At 66.4% G+C, this 14865-nt stretch carries 13 protein-coding genes; 10 read left to right on the forward strand and 3 right to left on the reverse strand.

Annotated elements, in window-relative coordinates; genetic code table 11:
- The first annotated feature begins 121 nt into the window (after positions 1–121).
- A complete protein-coding gene (locus tag ACPXCG_RS11200) occupies positions 122–373 on the forward strand; it encodes a hypothetical protein (RefSeq protein WP_425791973.1) in 252 nt (83 codons plus the stop codon).
- A 99-nt stretch (positions 374–472) separates the two neighbouring features.
- Here the strand turns inward: ACPXCG_RS11200 and ACPXCG_RS11205 are convergent, their stop codons facing one another.
- A complete protein-coding gene (locus tag ACPXCG_RS11205; RefSeq protein ID WP_425791975.1) occupies positions 473–1486 on the reverse strand; it encodes an SMP-30/gluconolactonase/LRE family protein in 1014 nt (337 codons plus the stop codon).
- A 153-nt stretch (positions 1487–1639) separates the two neighbouring features.
- Positions 1640–2668: an SMP-30/gluconolactonase/LRE family protein gene (locus tag ACPXCG_RS11210; protein WP_425791977.1), complete on the reverse strand. Its 1029-nt coding sequence runs from the start codon at positions 2666–2668 to the stop codon at positions 1640–1642.
- Positions 2669–2837: 169 nt separating this feature from the next.
- Between ACPXCG_RS11210 and ilvA the strand changes: the two genes are divergently transcribed.
- Entirely contained in the window at positions 2838–4223 is a 1386-nt protein-coding gene (gene ilvA / locus ACPXCG_RS11215) for a threonine ammonia-lyase IlvA (protein ID WP_425791979.1), read from the forward strand.
- A 24-nt stretch (positions 4224–4247) separates the two neighbouring features.
- Here the strand turns inward: ilvA and treZ are convergent, their stop codons facing one another.
- Complete coding sequence (gene treZ / locus ACPXCG_RS11220) at positions 4248–5969, reverse strand: malto-oligosyltrehalose trehalohydrolase (RefSeq protein WP_425792112.1); 1722 nt, start codon at positions 5967–5969, stop codon at positions 4248–4250.
- A gap of 372 nt (positions 5970–6341) precedes the next feature.
- Between treZ and ACPXCG_RS11225 the strand changes: the two genes are divergently transcribed.
- Genes ACPXCG_RS11225 through ACPXCG_RS11260 form a run of 8 tightly spaced genes read left to right on the forward strand, consistent with a single transcriptional unit; the run spans position 6342 to position 14857 of the window.
- Positions 6342–7196, forward strand: a complete 855-nt coding sequence (locus ACPXCG_RS11225) for an MlaE family ABC transporter permease (protein WP_425791981.1) — start codon at positions 6342–6344, stop codon at positions 7194–7196.
- A 1-nt stretch (position 7197) separates the two neighbouring features.
- Positions 7198–8064 (forward strand): MlaE family ABC transporter permease, encoded by an 867-nt coding sequence (locus ACPXCG_RS11230; RefSeq protein WP_425791983.1) that lies wholly within the window; start codon positions 7198–7200, stop codon positions 8062–8064.
- A gap of 12 nt (positions 8065–8076) precedes the next feature.
- Positions 8077–9402 carry an MlaD family protein gene (locus tag ACPXCG_RS11235; RefSeq protein ID WP_425791985.1) on the forward strand — a complete coding sequence of 442 codons (1326 nt, stop codon included), beginning with the start codon at positions 8077–8079 and terminating at the stop codon, positions 9400–9402.
- Complete coding sequence (locus tag ACPXCG_RS11240; RefSeq protein WP_425791987.1) at positions 9399–10433, forward strand: MlaD family protein; 1035 nt, start codon at positions 9399–9401, stop codon at positions 10431–10433. The genes ACPXCG_RS11235 and ACPXCG_RS11240 overlap by 4 nt, the downstream gene beginning before the upstream one ends.
- Positions 10430–11419, forward strand: a complete 990-nt coding sequence (locus ACPXCG_RS11245) for an MCE family protein (protein WP_425791989.1) — start codon at positions 10430–10432, stop codon at positions 11417–11419. Before ACPXCG_RS11240 ends, ACPXCG_RS11245 begins: the two co-directional genes overlap by 4 nt.
- On the forward strand, positions 11413–12528 hold the full coding sequence (locus tag ACPXCG_RS11250; RefSeq protein ID WP_425791991.1) for an MCE family protein: 1116 nt from the start codon (positions 11413–11415) through the stop codon (positions 12526–12528). Before ACPXCG_RS11245 ends, ACPXCG_RS11250 begins: the two co-directional genes overlap by 7 nt.
- Positions 12525–13676 (forward strand): MlaD family protein, encoded by a 1152-nt coding sequence (locus tag ACPXCG_RS11255; RefSeq protein WP_425791993.1) that lies wholly within the window; start codon positions 12525–12527, stop codon positions 13674–13676. The genes ACPXCG_RS11250 and ACPXCG_RS11255 overlap by 4 nt, the downstream gene beginning before the upstream one ends.
- Complete coding sequence (locus ACPXCG_RS11260; protein ID WP_425791995.1) at positions 13673–14857, forward strand: MlaD family protein; 1185 nt, start codon at positions 13673–13675, stop codon at positions 14855–14857. Before ACPXCG_RS11255 ends, ACPXCG_RS11260 begins: the two co-directional genes overlap by 4 nt.
- The last annotated feature ends 8 nt before the right edge of the window (positions 14858–14865 follow it).

Consider the following 14865-nt stretch of genomic DNA (forward strand, 5'->3'; position numbering starts at 1 on the left):
GCGTGAAAGTGCACATCCGAACCAGAGTTTTCGGTGCCCCGAACAATTTAGTTCCAACTGCGTTACACTTGGGTCAGTGGCAACGAACATCCGCCATCTCCGCCTGACCGAGGAGTGACCCATGACCTCAGCGAACATCTCCGCGCTGGTCGAGGTGCGTCCGGCCCGGTCGCGGATATCGGCACGGTCGGTGGAGATCGCCGGCACCAGGTGGCCGCTCTACAAGCTGCACGCCCTGCTGGCCGCCGTCGTCGTCGGGGTGCTCGCCCTCGCGATCACCGGTTCGGTCCAGGCCATCGCCTGGGCCTCGGCAATTGCGCTGCTCACCGTGTGGTGGACCGAGCGCTTCTGGCAATCACGCCGGCACCGCTAGCCGCCGACAGCAACCGCATTCCCGTTGACAGCAACCGGAAATCCCGCGACAGCAACCGCATTCCCGCCGATAGAAGCCGGATTCGCGACGAGAACCCGTTCAGCCGGGGATGGCCGCAGCCGCACCCCGATCGAATCCGCCCGGTATCTCATAGATACGGCCATCGAAGCCGGCCCGGTAGAGATGTCCCGCCGAGAATCCGCGGATGCCACGGCCGTACGACACCACGATGGACGATGCGATGCCGGATCCGAGGACGCAGTAGCGTCCCGGCGAGGTGATCCGGACGATCTGTCCGGCCCCGCCGAACGCCACCACCGGACGCCCCCGGGAATCAAGTGTCAGGCCGGCCGGACCCGCCATCGTGTTCGCGCCGAGGTCCAACAGGCTCTGTATCACCCGCGGGTTGGCCGTGGAGATGCGGCTGACGCCCGGATTGACCCAGGTACGGGAAACATACAGCCAATGGTCGTCGCGTCCGAGAACCGCGCCGTTGGCGCTCGGCACCGTTCCCCAGGCCGCCTGTACGGCGCCGCCAGGGTGGACGCGGCCGACGAGATTGCCGAAATCGTTGGTGGCGTAAACCGTTCCGTTTGCGCCGACATCAATGCCGTCGGCGGCCGATAGCCCCCGTACCCACGGACGGATCGACAGGTTGCCGACATTCATACGCGCGATGCCGCCGGGTCGCAGTGCGTCCCCGACGAAGACGCGCGGATCGGAACCATAGCCGACCAGCAACGCGCCGTCGGGTGCCCAGGCCAGTGCGTCGGCGCCTCCGTCGGGGACATGAGCGATCGGGACCGCCGGTGCGCCGGGCGCGGAGAGACGGAATACTCGGCCGGAGACCAGGTCTGTCGTGTAAAGCCGTCCGCCGGCATCGACGGTGAGACCTTTGAGTGCGGCGCCCGGCACGGTACCGACCAGTCGTGGCGCCTGACCGGCTCCGGCGCAGATCGGCGCGGCCGAGGCCGGGACCGCGGACACCGCGGTGAGCAGGCCCGCCGAGAGTGCCACCACCGATGCCGCCACGACCAGGCGTCGACGATGGGTCCTCGCGCCGGGGTGTACCCGTGAGTTGACGGCATCATCGAAGCGGCTCCGTCGGAACATGTCAGCCTCTCAGTGATCTCGGGGACGTCCGCCCACACAAGGTTCCGGTGGACGGCTGATTCGTCGACCTCCGTGGAGTGTGTGCACACCGTGGTGCCGTCGAGCGAACCAGGATTCCCTCCGAGGACCCGGACTGCCCGACGAGGGCGCCGCTCAGCTCGGGACCGCCGCCGTGGCGCCCCGATCGAATCCGCCCGGGATCTCGTAGATCCGTCCGTCGAAGCCCGCCCGGTAGAGATGGCCCGCAGCGAAGCCGCGGTTTCCCCGACCGTAGGACAGCACACTGGATGTGGGGATTCCCGAACCGAGAACGCAGTAGCGTCCCGGTGAGGTGATCCGGACGATCTGGCCGGCCCCGTTGAACGGAACCACCGGCCGCTCCTTGGAATCCAGTGTCAACCCATCCGGGCCTGCGGTGATGTTCCCGCCCAGATCGAGCAGGCTCTGCACCACGCGAGGGTTGGCGGTCGAGATGCGGCTGACGCCCGGATTCACAAAGGTGCGGGACACGTACAGCCACCGGTCGCCCTTTCCGAGGACCGCGCCGTTGGCGCTGGGCAGCGAACCCCAGTCGGCCTGCACTGCGCCGTTGGGATAGGCACGCCCGATCAGGTTGCCGAAATCATTGGTGGCATAGACGATTCCGCTCGCTGCCGTATCCATCCCGTTGGTGGCCGAGAAGCCGCGTACCCAGGGGCGGAGAGCCAGGTTGGCCACGTTCAGACGCGCGATGCCCGCGTGCCGGAGCGAGTCCCCGACAACGACGCGGGGATCGGCGCCGTAGCCGACGAGCAATGCGCCGTCCCGAGCCCACGCCAGTGCGCCGGCGCCGCCTTCGGGGACGCGCGCGATCGGCACCGGCCGTGCGCCCGGCGCCGACAGCCGGAAGACCCTTCCCGAGACCAGATCGGTCGTATAGAGCCGGCCACCGGCGTCGACGGTCAATCCTTCGAGTGCTGCCCCGGGGACCGAGCCGACGAGGCGCGGCGCCTGCCCGGCGCCCGCGCACACCGGCGCCGCCGAGGCCGGGGCCGCCGACAGCGCGGTGAACAGCCCGGCGGCGAGTGTGATCACCGAGGAGGTGGCGATCAGTCGTCGTCGCGCGGTGCGTCGCCCTGATCTCGGGGGCGCTGCCGGCGCAGTGTCGTCGGCGCAATCGGACGATGTGGAGCGTCGGAACATCTCGGCCTCCCGAGGTTGGACGCCGCCCGCCGGTCGATCACGCGCAATCTCGGGGACGACTGGTTCGTTGACCTCTGTGGAGTGTATGCCCGCGGTGGGTCCCCGTCGACCATTTCCGATCTGCCTGCGCTGGACCTCCCGATGCGCCATCATCGCGCCGGGTGAGAGCATGGAGGGCGTGAGTACGCAGGAGGCACCGGTTCATCAGCACGGCCCGACGTTGACCGCGGACGCCATCACGGCGTCGGTCGCGCGGATCGCCGAGGCTGTCGCCCGCACGCCACTCGAGGAATCACCGCGGATCTCGGCAGACGCCGGGGCCCGGGTCTTCCTCAAGCGTGAGGACCTGCAGACGGTGCGCTCGTACAAGATTCGCGGCGCCTACAACGTGATGGCCCAACTCTCCGAGCAGGAACTCGCCCGCGGCGTGGTCGCGGCGAGTGCCGGCAATCACGCACAGGGTGTCGCCTATGCGTGCCGGTCCATGAAGGTGCCCGGACGGATCTACGTGCCGACCACCACTCCGAAGCAGAAGCGTGACCGAATCCGTTGGCACGGTGGAGACTTCGTCGATCTGATCGCCGTCGGCGAGACCTACGACGCGGCGGCGGCCGCGGCGCAGTCGGACGTCATGCGCACCGGTGCGTCCTGGATCCACGCGTTCGACGATCCACGTACCGCCGCGGGGCAGGGGACCATCGCCTACGAGATCGTCGAGCAACTCGGGACGGTGCCCGACGTGGTGGTCGCGCCCGTCGGTGGCGGTGGCTGTCTCGCCGGGATCGCGACCTATTTCCGGTCGCTCAGCGACGACGTCGCGATCGTGGGGGTGGAGCCGACCGGCGCCGTCTCGCTGACCGCGGCGCTGGCGGCCGGTGGTCCCGTCACCCTCGACACCATCGATCCTTTCGTCGACGGCGCGGCGGTCAAGCGCATCGGCAGCATCGGCCACCGGGTGATGGCGGATCTCGACGCGACCATCACCGAGCACCCGAGCCTGCCCGGCATCGCGCCGAAACCACAGGTCGGCGTGCTCGAGGACGGTGTCCGGTACCGACCCCGCCCGGGCGCAACGCACATCACGCACGTCGACGAGGGGGCCATCTGCTCGACCATGCTCGCGCTGTATCAGAACGAGGGCATCATCGCCGAGCCTGCCGGTGCACTTGCCGTGACCGGACTGTCCGCTCTGGAACTGCCCGCCGACGCCACCGTGGTGTGCCTGATCTCCGGCGGCAACAACGACGTGTCCCGGTACGGCGAGATCATCGAACGTTCACTCGTCCACAAGGGGCTCAAGCACTACTTCCTGGTGGATTTCCCGCAGGAGCCCGGGGCGTTGCGGAGGTTCCTCGACGACGTGCTCGGCCCCGACGACGACATCACGCTGTTCGAGTACGTCAAGCGGAACAACCGGGAGACCGGGGCCGCGCTGGTCGGTGTGGAGCTCGGTGAACCCGAGGGTCTCGTCGGTCTGATGGACCGGATGGCGCACTCACGGCTGCATTGCGAGCGACTCGAACCCGGTACCCCGGCCTACGATTACCTGACCTGACCTGACCTGACCTGACCTGACCGGTCACCGGAGCCGGCCGATCACCACGTTGTGCCCACTGCTGCGCAGCACTCCGTCCGCGATCGTGGGTTCCTCCCACCAGAGCTCGGGCGTCACGTCGACCGGTACGGTCGTCTCGGTTCCATTCAGGACGCAGACCACGCACCATCCGCCGCGGAACATCGCAAACCAGCCCGTTGTTTCATCGAATGATGTTGTGACCGAGGAGAAATCGCCGTGACGGAGATCCTCTTCGCGCTTGCGCAGTCCGATCAGCTCGCGGTAGAAGTCGAACATCCGACGATGGGCCGGCCGGTCCAGCTCGGACCAGTCGAGCTTCGACGACCGGAACGTCTCCGGGTCCTGGGGATCCGGGATCTCCGCAGTGTCCCAGCCGTGGTCGGCGAACTCCGCGCGCCTGCCGTCCGCCGTCGCTCGACCGAGCTCCGGCTCGGGGTGTGAGGTGAAGAATGCGAACGGCGTCCGGGCCGCCCACTCCTCGCCCATGAACAACATCGGGGTGAATGGCGAGAGCAACACGAGTGCCGCCTTGATGGCGAGCCGGCCGCCGGTGAGATAGGCCGACGGCCGGTCGCCGACGGCCCGATTGCCGATCTGGTCGTGATTGCACGTGTAGGCCACCAGCGCCTCCGCGGCGACCAGATCGGTCGGTATCGGACGACCATGATGGCGTCGGCGGAACGAGGAATAGGTGCCGTCGTGGAAGAACCCGCCCCGCAGCACCTTCGACAGTGCCTCGAGGCTGCCGAAATCGGCGTAGTAACCCTGCCGCTCACCGGACACCGCGGTGTGGATCGCGTGGTGGACGTCGTCGTCCCACTGCGCGCCGAGTCCGTAGCCGCCGAGTTCGCGGGGCAAGATCAGTCGCGGATCGTTGAGGTCGCTCTCCGCGATCAGTGTCAGTGGCCGGCGGAGTTCGACGGCGAGCGCATCGGTCGCGATGGCCAGTTCCTCGAGCAGATGGACAGCCCGGTGATCGATCAGCGCGTGGACGGCGTCGAGACGTAACCCGTCGACGTGGAAGTCGCGCAGCCAGCGCAGCGCGTTGGCGATGATGTAGGTACGGACCTCGTCCGAATTCGGCTCCGACAGGTTCAGCGCGGAGCCCCAGCTGTTGGTTCCCTCGGTGAGGTACGGGCCGAACCGGGGGAGATGGTTGCCCGACGGCCCGAGATGGTTGTATACGACGTCGAGCACCACGCCGAGACCGCGCCGGTGACATGCGTCGACGAATCGGGCGAAGCCGTCCGGGCCGCCGTAGGGTTCGTGCACCGCGTACCACGCGACACCGTCGTAGCCCCAGCCGTGGGTCCCGTTGAACGCGTTGACCGGCATGACCTCGACGACGTCGACACCGAGGCTCACCAGGTGGTCGAGCTGCCCGATCGCGGCATCGAATGTGCCTTCGGCGGTGAAGGTTCCGACGTGCAGCTCGTAGAGCACGGACCCGCGGACGTCGATGCCGGGCCAGTCGTCGTCGGACCACGACGACTCGTCGAGACGATGCAGCGCCGAGCTGCCGTGGACGCCGTCGGGCAGTCGGACCGAACGCGGATCGGGGACCGGCTCGTCGTCGTCGACGACAAAGCGATACCGCAGTTCCGCCAGATCCGCCGTGTGGCCTTCGACCGCCGGAACCCACCACTGCGCCGCGTCGTGCCCCGCTGCCGTCGGGTCTCGGCGCATCGGGAACTCGACCTGGCCATCGCCGGCGTCGGCGAGCATCACGACGCTGTGTGCACGCGGGGCCCAGACCCGGATGTCGACCACCGTGGGCGGCGGGACGAAAGGCCGCGCCGGGATCGGAAAGCTCGATATGTCCTCACGTTGGTCGGTCGTCCCAGTTATGGTGTCGGGAGCTTTCGACTTATCGGTCACGAAACACAAGGTATGTCGCCGCTGTGACAGGCGCAGATGTCGGTAGTGTGACCCGTGACACAGACGGATTGGAGATATCAGATATATTTACCAGCGGGGGTCGGCCCACCAGGGGGCCCGCATCGACATGGTGTGCGGGATGGTGGCCGCGTCGGCCGCTCGATCGACACATCTGACTGAACCCGGCGACGGGGGCAGCCGACACGCGAGGGTAGGGGATTGAGTACTGACGCGGTGACCTCGAACGGGGAGGCAACACATGCGGGCTCGGGTGGAGTGCGCCGGTGGTTCCGCGACCACGTCATGGCCTCGTTCGACACCTTCGGTCGGCAGATGGGCATGTTCGTCGAGGTCTTCAGGGTCCTCATCGTCGACATCGTCAAGCGCCGGTTCCCATTCGGTGAGTTCATCCGCCAATGCGCGTTCATGTCGAGCACCTCGGTGTTTCCGACGCTGCTGGTCGCGATCCCGATCGGGGTGATCGTCTCGATCCAGGTGTCCAACATCGCCGGTCAGATCGGCGCGACCTCGTTCTCAGGCGCGGCGACCGGCCTGGGGGTGATCCGGCAGGGCGCGCCACTGGTGACGTCGCTGCTGCTGGCCGGCGCGGTCGGCTCGGCCATCGCCGCCGACCTCGGCTCACGAACCATCCGCGACGAGATAGACGCGATGAAGGTGATGGGGGTCAACCCGATCCAGCGCCTGATCTCCCCGCGCCTGCTGGCCACCATGGTGGTGAGCTTCCTGCTGTGCGGCTTCGTCTGCTTCGTCGGGTTCATCACCGGATACGTCTTCAACGTCTACTTCCAGGGCGGTACGCCCGGTAGCTACACCGGCACATTCGCGTCCTTCGCATCCACCTCCGACCTCGCCTTCGCGATCATCAAGGCGGTGATCTTCGGTGCCATCGTCGCGGTGGTCGCCTGTGATCGCGGACTGACCACCAAGGGCGGTCCGGCTGGTGTGGCCAACTCGGTCAACGCCGCGGTGGTCAACTCCGTGCTGCTGTTGTTCACCGTGAATGTCGCCTTGACCCAGCTGTTCGCCATCCTCGTTCCGGCGAAGGTGGTGTGAGATGACCGCATCACGGTATGTGCCCCCCGCGCTCCGGCCGCTCGAGGCGGCCAAGGCGATCTACCGGGGCCCACGCGGAATGCTCGCCGCGATGGGCCACCTCATCACCTTCCTGGTCAAGTCGATCGGCGCGGTCCCGATCGCCTTCACCCACTACCGCAAAGAGGTCTGGCGCCTGCTGTCGGATGTCGCCTGGGGCAATGGTGCGATCGTCGTCGGCGGCGGCACGGTCGGCGTGATGGTGATCCTCGGCGTCATGGGCGGGGCCACCGTGGGCATCGAGGGATACACCGCCCTCAACCTGCTCGGCATGTCTCCGGTCACCGGCGGCCTGTCGGCCTTCGCCACCACCCGTGAGATCGCGCCACTGCTTGCGGCCACCGCGTTCACCGCCCAGTCGGGATGCCGATTCACCGCGCAGCTCGGATCGATGCGGATCAGCGAGGAGATCGACGCGCTCGAATCCATCGCCATCCGCCCGCTGCCCTACCTCGTCACCACCCGGATGTCGGCGGCCGTTCTGGCGATCGTGCCGCTGTATGCGGTGTCGCTGGCCGCGAACTACCTGGCCTGCCAGGTCATGTTCCAGTTGCAGAGCGGCCAGGGCGCCGGTACCTATACCTACTACTTCAACCAGTTCCTGGTCTCCACCGACATGGTCGCCTCGTTCGTCAAGGTGGTCGTCTTCGTCCTGCTGACCACGTTCATCCAGTGCTATTACGGCTATTTCGCCTCCGGGGGTCCTGAAGGTGTGGGGGTGGCCGCCGGCCACGCGATCCGCATGGCGATCATCGTCATCGTTTTCGCCAACCTGGTCCTGACACTCGTGTTCTGGGGTACCTCGCCCGGAATAAAGATCTCGGGTTAGGGGGAGCATTCGATGGACATCGCCACCGACGGCCGCAATCCCTCGCTGCTGCAGTACGTACTGCGCGGACTCGCGTTCCTCGTCGCCCTCGTCATCTTGTTCGTCCTGCTCTTCCTGCGGTATCAGGGCACTTTCACCTCGACGGTCCCGGTCACCGCCAAACTGACCGACGTGGGCGACGGGTTGCTCACCGACGCCGATGTCCGTTACAACGGACTGATCGTCGGGGCGGTGAAGTCCATCGATCTCAGCGGCGACGTCGGGCCGGGCAACCTCCAGTACAAGAACGTCGGCATCGACATCGATCCCGACCAGGCGACGGGCATCCCCAGCAACGTCACCGCACGGACGGTGCCGTCGAACCTGTTCGGCGTCAACTCCGTCGAACTGGTCGCGCCCGGACAGCCGAGCGGCCAGGGTCTGTCCTCGGACGCCACGATCCCGGCCGACGAGACCCTGCCGACGATCCGGTTGCAGGATGCGCAGAACGAACTGCGGACCCTGCTGCAGGCCGTACCGCCGGAGGATCTCGCCTCGGTCCTCGGGACCATCTCGGATGCGCTGAAGGGCGGCGGTGCGGTGTTCGGCGCCTTCGTCCCGCTGCTGGACAACTACTGGCGCACCATCAACGCCCAGTTCCCGCCGGGTGCGCCGTCGGGTTTCGACAACTTCAACAACGCCGTCAAGGGACTCTCCCAGTCGACGCCGCAGTTGCTGGACACCTTGGGCCGCAGTGTGATCCCGGCGATGACCATCGCCGAGAAACAGCAGGATCTCACCGCCCTCCTGTCCGCCGGCGAGGGCGTCCTGGACGAGACGCAGGCGCTCTTCGCGGCCAACGGTGATCGGGGCAAGCGGGTGGTGCGTGATCTCAACACGATGGTCGGTGCCGCCGTGCTGGAGCCGGACGCGTTGCCGCAGTCGCTGTCGGCGCTGAACAATCTCGCGGCCAAGGCGCTGACCGTGTTCACCGGTGTCAACGGTCATGCGCAGCTCAACATCGGTGTGAGCTTCGGTGCGTATCAGCGGTACACACGACAGAACTGCCCTGTCTACAACGGTGGCCCCTACGGCCAGACGCGCGCCCCGGGGTGTGTGGGCCCGGGCACCGGCACTGGGCCGACGAGTTCCGGTCCGTTGATGATCTATCCTTCGGACGGCATGCGCCGCAACGCGTCCGCCGCAGGATCGGTGACCACCTCGTCGGACGACAAGACCCTCGGCACGGCGCTCAAGCGCAAGCCGGGTGCCGCGGACACATTGATGCTCGGGCCGCTGGTCCAGTCGAGCTCGATCAGGCCGGGGAACCCGGACGGACAGCAGGGAGGCGGTCGATGAGCCACGGGCAGTCCAGCATCCGCAAACCACTGATCGGCTTCACGGTGTTCGCGATCGTCGCGATGCTCCTGACGTACATCATCTGGTCCACCCTGGAGCGGTCGCTGCCGGGGAACACGAACTCCTTCACCACCTATTTCAACGATGCCTCCGGGCTCGCGACCGGCGACGACGTCCGGATGGCCGGCGTGCGGGTGGGCCGGGTCCACGACATCTCCCTCGACGACGGTCGTGCCCGGGTCACCTTCGACGTCCAGACCGATCAGCCCATGTTCACCAACACCCAGGCGGCGATCCGCTATCAGAACCTCATCGGTCAGCGGTACCTGTCTCTCACGTTGGTGAAGGGAGCCGACAGCGCGCCGCTGACGGCCGGGTCATCTCTCCGACAGCCGTCCGAGGACTCGTTCGACGTGACCCGACTGCTCGCCGGATTCCAGCCGGTGTTCGAGACCCTGAAACCCGAACAGGTGAATGCACTGTCGGAGGGCCTGATCCAGGCCTTCCAGGGCAACAAGGTGTCGCTGAGCTACACCGTCGCCGAGGTGGGGCAGCTCGCCTCGGACATGGCCGATCGCGATGTCGTGATCGGGTCGATCATCAACAACCTGAGCGCGGTCATGCGTGACCTGGCCAAGCAGGGCGGCCAGGTCGGCACGGTGATCGACAGCATCTCGGGGCTGATCGAGAATCTCAACGCCAACTCGGCCGCCTTCGGTAAGTCGGTGTCCCAGATCGGGCAGACCGCAAGCGGATTCGCGGACGTGCTCGGCCAGAGTCGCAGCTCGCTGTCGGCCGCGGCGACCGACGCGCGAGCGGCTACCTCCACCCTCATCGCCAACGGCGCCAAGCTCGACCGGATGGCGGGCCAGCTGCCGATCTTCCTCGGTCACTTCCCGCTGGTCCTCGGTCAGGGCGACTACCTGAACATCTACGCCTGCGACCTCGACATCGCGATCGGAGACGTGCTCTTGCCGCCCGGCATCATCAACAAGATCGGTGGCACCAAGCATTCGGAGGTGTGTCGATGAACAGGTGGCGCAGACACTTCGACGGCCACCGGCGCTTCTGGTACGGGCTGGCCGGCGCCGTGGTGATCGTGCTGCTGGTGCTGGGCGTCACCAGTCTCGCGCAGGCGCACCTCGGAAAGAAGACCTACACCGGTGAGTTCGCCCAGGCGGGTGGTATCCGACCCGGGGACAAGGTCCGGGTGGCCGGCATCGACAAGGGCGAGGTGAGCTCGACCGAACTCGACGGGAACCACGTGACCGTCACGATGAAGGTCGATGGCGACGTGAACGTCACATCGAACGGTTCTGCCGAGATCAAGATGTCCACGCTGCTCGGGCAGCGATATGTCGATGTGTCGCTGGGGGATTCGCCCACCCAGGCCGCCGACGGGCGGATCGCGCAGACGAGCGTCCCCTACGATCTGCAGAAGACCATCGAACAAGGCACCCCGATCATCGCCGGGATCGACGACGAGAGCTTCGCCGACAGCCTGCGTACCCTCAACCGGCAGCTCGCCGGTGCTCCTGCGGTGACCAAGCCGACGCTCGACTCGCTGACGGCGATGTCGAAGGTGATAACCAACCGCCGGGATCAGATCAATCAACTCGTCAGCGACACGAAGTCGGTGACGGGGATCGTCGACGACAGTCAGACACAGTTGTCGATCATCGTGGGCCAGGGTCGTCAGCTCGCCGAGAAGATCACCGCGCGTGAGGCCTTGGTGACGAGGATGCTCGACGGGATCGCCCAGCTCACCGAGCAGGCGCGAGCAGTGGCCCGTGAGAACGGCGACCAGTTCGCGCCGATCATGGCAAACCTCAACACGATGTCACAGGGACTGGAGAAGAATCGCGCCAACCTGCGCAAGCTGCTCGAGGTGCTCCCGGTCACCGCGCGACTCACCAACAACATCATCGGCGACGGTCCGTACGCGAATGGCTATCTTCCCTGGGGGATCTTCCCGGACAACTGGCTGTGTCTGGCAAGGGTGGTGGACGGATGCTGATCTCCGCACGTGGAGTCTCCGGCCTGCGCCGACCGTTGTCGATGGTCGCCCTGGCGCTCCTGGTGGTGCTGGGCCTGTCCGGCTGTTCGCTCATCCCGGCGAAGTGGACCGCGGCGTTCGGCTCGGCCATTCAGGTCACCGCATACTTCGATGACGTGGCCGGCCTCTATACGAGCAACGACGTCTCGGTGCTCGGGATGCCGGTCGGCCAGGTGACCGGTGTGCAGCAGCAGGGCAACCGGGTGAAGGTGACCTTCACCGTCGACAAGGATGTCCCGGTGCCCGCCAACGCGACCGCGGCCATCGTCAACACGTCCATCGTGACAACCCGGCACATCGAGCTGTCCCCGGCCTACTCCGAGGGTGACAAGCTCACCGACGGCTCGGTGATCCAGCAGACGAAGAGCCCGGTCTCGACCGGCGAACTGTTCGACTCGATCGACGGGCTGGTCAAGTCGCTGTCGGGTGATCAGCCCGGTGAGGGACCGGTCGCCGACCTGGTCGACATCACCTCCGGCATCACCAGTGGCAACGGCGAACGGATGCGTGAGGCGTTCAACCAACTCAGCAAGGCCTCGGAGGTGGCATCCGGAAACGGTGGTGCGCTGATGGAGATCATCAAGACCGTGCAGGGACTGACCTCCACGCTGGTGTCCAACTATCCGAAGATGACCGCGTTCTCCAACTCCATCAACGACGTCGCGCAGATGCTCCGCACGCAGGCGCCGGGTCTGCAGGCGACGCTGGGCGACCTGAACGTCGCGTTGCAGAACACCACCGCGTTCCTGCGGAACAATGCGGGAGCGATCGGGTCGTCGACCGGCCGCCTCGCCGCGCTGGCCGAGAACCTCAGTGACTTCTCTCGGCAGGTGGTGGAGACGATCGACCTGGGACCATTACTGTTCCAGAACCTCAGCAACTCGGTCTCGGCCGAGCAGGGGGCCTGGCGCGCACAGGTGCTGCTCGACAAGTCGTTGATCGACACCGAGGCGTTGTCGACCTTCTGCCAGGCCATCAACCTCCAGAAGAACGGATGCCGCACTGGCCAGCTCAAGGATTTCGGGCCGGACCTCGGTGTGTTCTCGGCGATGTTGGAGCTGACGAAATGACCCGAGATGGCATCGGACCCTTCCGAGTCCAGCGCGCCGATGGCCGCGGCCGACGGGCCTCGCGGGGAGCCCTGATGATGCTGCTCGTGGCCGCGGTCGTGTCGATGTCGGGCTGCGGCGTGGTACCAGGCCTCACCGTCGAACAGATCCCGTTGCCCGCTCCCGGCGGCATCGGAGACTCGATTCGTTTGACCGCGAAGTTCGACAATGCGCTCAACCTGCCGACGCGCGCGAAGGTCAAGCTCTACGGAACCGACGTGGGGCAGGTCACCGACATAGTCGCGCAGGACTACTCGGCGGTGGTCACCATGAACGTCAGCAAGGAGTCCAAGCTGCCGACCGGTACCGGTGCCGAACTGCGGCAGGCGACTCCGCTCGGCGACGTGTTCGTCGCACTCCTGCCCCCGAAGGGCGCGCCGTCGGGGTATCTCGGCGACGGCGACAACCTCGACGGGCCGACTTCCGCCGCCGCGACCGTCGAGGATCTACTCGTGAGCACCTCGGGTCTGGTCGACAGCGGATCCCTGAGCTCACTGCAGGGGATCCTGACGGAGTTGAGCAGCGCGGTGTCGGCGCATCCGGATGAGCTGTCCGGTTCGATCGAGGGCCTCACCACTGCGATCACCAAGTTCAACAAGAACTCCACCGAGGTCGACGAGTCGATGCGGAACATGCAGGTGTTGACCGGTCAGCTCGCCGACGGACGAGCCCAGATCATGGCGTCGATCAACAAACTCGCACCCGCGGTCAACGCGGTGAACGGCCAGATCGGTCAGATCCTGACGACCCTGGACAAGACCAACCGGGTGACCGCGGCGACCAACGACTTCCTGAACTCCGACCAGGACAATCTCGTCGAGCTCATCGGACACCTGTCGACCGCGCTGAAGGGTCTGCGCGGCGCCGCGAGCGTCCTCGGTCCGCTCTCGGACAATCTGGCCACGCTGACTCCCAAGTGGGTCAAGTCGACGCCCGGTAGTGCCGCGGCACTGTCGGCGAAGGTCTACTACCTCAATCCCGGCGCAGGGTTCGACTCGGCGAGTCGCCTGCCCGAGTTGCAGGACGTGGACGAGGGCTCGAGAGCGTTGCAGCAGACGTTGACCCGACTGCTGGCGCGCCTCACCGGAACGCGGGGGTGCTGCGGATGAGAGTCGTGTCCGGACCGTTCACATGGGTGCGCGGGCACTCGGTTCTCGTCGGGAACATCGGGCTGATCCTGGTGATGCTCGTCGGGCTGGCGTACCTGTCGTTCGGCACGCTCCGCTGGGATCCGTTCAAGGGCACGTATGAGATGACCGTGCACTTCACGAGTTCCGGTGGACTCCAGGACACCTCCGGCGTCATGCTGCGTGGCGCCCGGGTCGGTGAGGTGGAGTCGATCCGTGTGCAGCCGAAACAGGTCGACGTGACGGTCAAGATCAGCGACGACGTCAAGATCAACCGCAACGCGGTCGTCGCCGCGCTCGGTCTCTCGGCGGCGGGTGAACAGTACGTCGACTTCGAACCGGCCACCGCCGACGGTCCGTATTTCGCCGACGGCGACGTCATCCAGGTGAACCAGACCCGGGTGACGGCACCGTTCCCCGAGACGCTGGAGGCGTCCCTCAACGTCGTGGAGCAGATCGATCCGGTCAAGCTGCGGTCGGCGGTCGACAACCTCGAGGTGGCACTCGGCTCGGACGGCTCCGACGACAACGACCTGCGCGCACTGTTCGTCTCGGGCGGCACCATCTTCGCGGATCTGGCACTCGTCCTGCCGCAGACGAAGAAGCTGATCTCCGACACCGGCACGATCCTGAAGACCACCGCGAACATCCAGCCGGATCTGGGGACCACGGTCTCCTCGTTGAGCACCATCGTGAACGCGGCGGTGGCGTCCGACAAGGAGATCCGCACCCTGCTCGATCGAGGGCCGTCGCAACTGACGAGTCTGACCGGCTCCCTGAACCAGATCCGGGACCCGGTGTCCGACGTGCTCCAGCAATTCGTGGACGTGGCGCGGCAGGGTGCGCTGCGGGCACCCGCGATCGCGAATCTACTCCCGTCGATCCGCGACGCCGGGGTCAAGAGCCTCTCGATGTTCCACGGTGGCGCGTGGTGGGCGTTCGGCTCGATCTTCCCTCGTCCGAGTTGCAACTACGCCGTCACCCCGGTGCGACCGACGAAGATCTTGGAACTGACCGTGCCCACCAATCTGTACTGTGTGACCGAAGACCCGCGGCAACAGGTTCGCGGATCGGCGAACGCACCTCGACCCCCGGGCGACGACACCGCCGGTCCGCCGCCCGGCTATGACCCGAATGCGCGGACAGTGCCGCTCGACAAGTGATGTGAAGA

Origin of the sequence: Gordonia sp. DT218, from assembly GCF_049847105.1 — a bacterium.
GTDB lineage: Bacteria > Actinomycetota > Actinomycetes > Mycobacteriales > Mycobacteriaceae > Gordonia.

What these genes read in the sequence shown, in the direction of transcription:
- ACPXCG_RS11240 (WP_425791987.1), top strand. Translation starts at nt 9,399, where the DNA reads ATGAGCCACGGGCAGTCCAGCATCCGCAAACCACTGATCGGCTTCACG.
- ACPXCG_RS11210 (WP_425791977.1), bottom strand. Translation starts at nt 2,668, where the DNA reads ATGTTCCGACGCTCCACATCGTCCGATTGCGCCGACGACACTGCGCCG.
- ACPXCG_RS11230 (WP_425791983.1), top strand. Translation starts at nt 7,198, where the DNA reads ATGACCGCATCACGGTATGTGCCCCCCGCGCTCCGGCCGCTCGAGGCG.
- ilvA (WP_425791979.1), top strand. Translation starts at nt 2,838, where the DNA reads ATGGAGGGCGTGAGTACGCAGGAGGCACCGGTTCATCAGCACGGCCCG.
- treZ (WP_425792112.1), bottom strand. Translation starts at nt 5,969, where the DNA reads ATGCTCGCCGACGCCGGCGATGGCCAGGTCGAGTTCCCGATGCGCCGA.
- ACPXCG_RS11250 (WP_425791991.1), top strand. Translation starts at nt 11,413, where the DNA reads ATGCTGATCTCCGCACGTGGAGTCTCCGGCCTGCGCCGACCGTTGTCG.
- ACPXCG_RS11260 (WP_425791995.1), top strand. Translation starts at nt 13,673, where the DNA reads ATGAGAGTCGTGTCCGGACCGTTCACATGGGTGCGCGGGCACTCGGTT.
- ACPXCG_RS11245 (WP_425791989.1), top strand. Translation starts at nt 10,430, where the DNA reads ATGAACAGGTGGCGCAGACACTTCGACGGCCACCGGCGCTTCTGGTAC.
- ACPXCG_RS11200 (WP_425791973.1), top strand. Translation starts at nt 122, where the DNA reads ATGACCTCAGCGAACATCTCCGCGCTGGTCGAGGTGCGTCCGGCCCGG.
- ACPXCG_RS11235 (WP_425791985.1), top strand. Translation starts at nt 8,077, where the DNA reads ATGGACATCGCCACCGACGGCCGCAATCCCTCGCTGCTGCAGTACGTA.
- ACPXCG_RS11205 (WP_425791975.1), bottom strand. Translation starts at nt 1,486, where the DNA reads ATGTTCCGACGGAGCCGCTTCGATGATGCCGTCAACTCACGGGTACAC.
- ACPXCG_RS11255 (WP_425791993.1), top strand. Translation starts at nt 12,525, where the DNA reads ATGACCCGAGATGGCATCGGACCCTTCCGAGTCCAGCGCGCCGATGGC.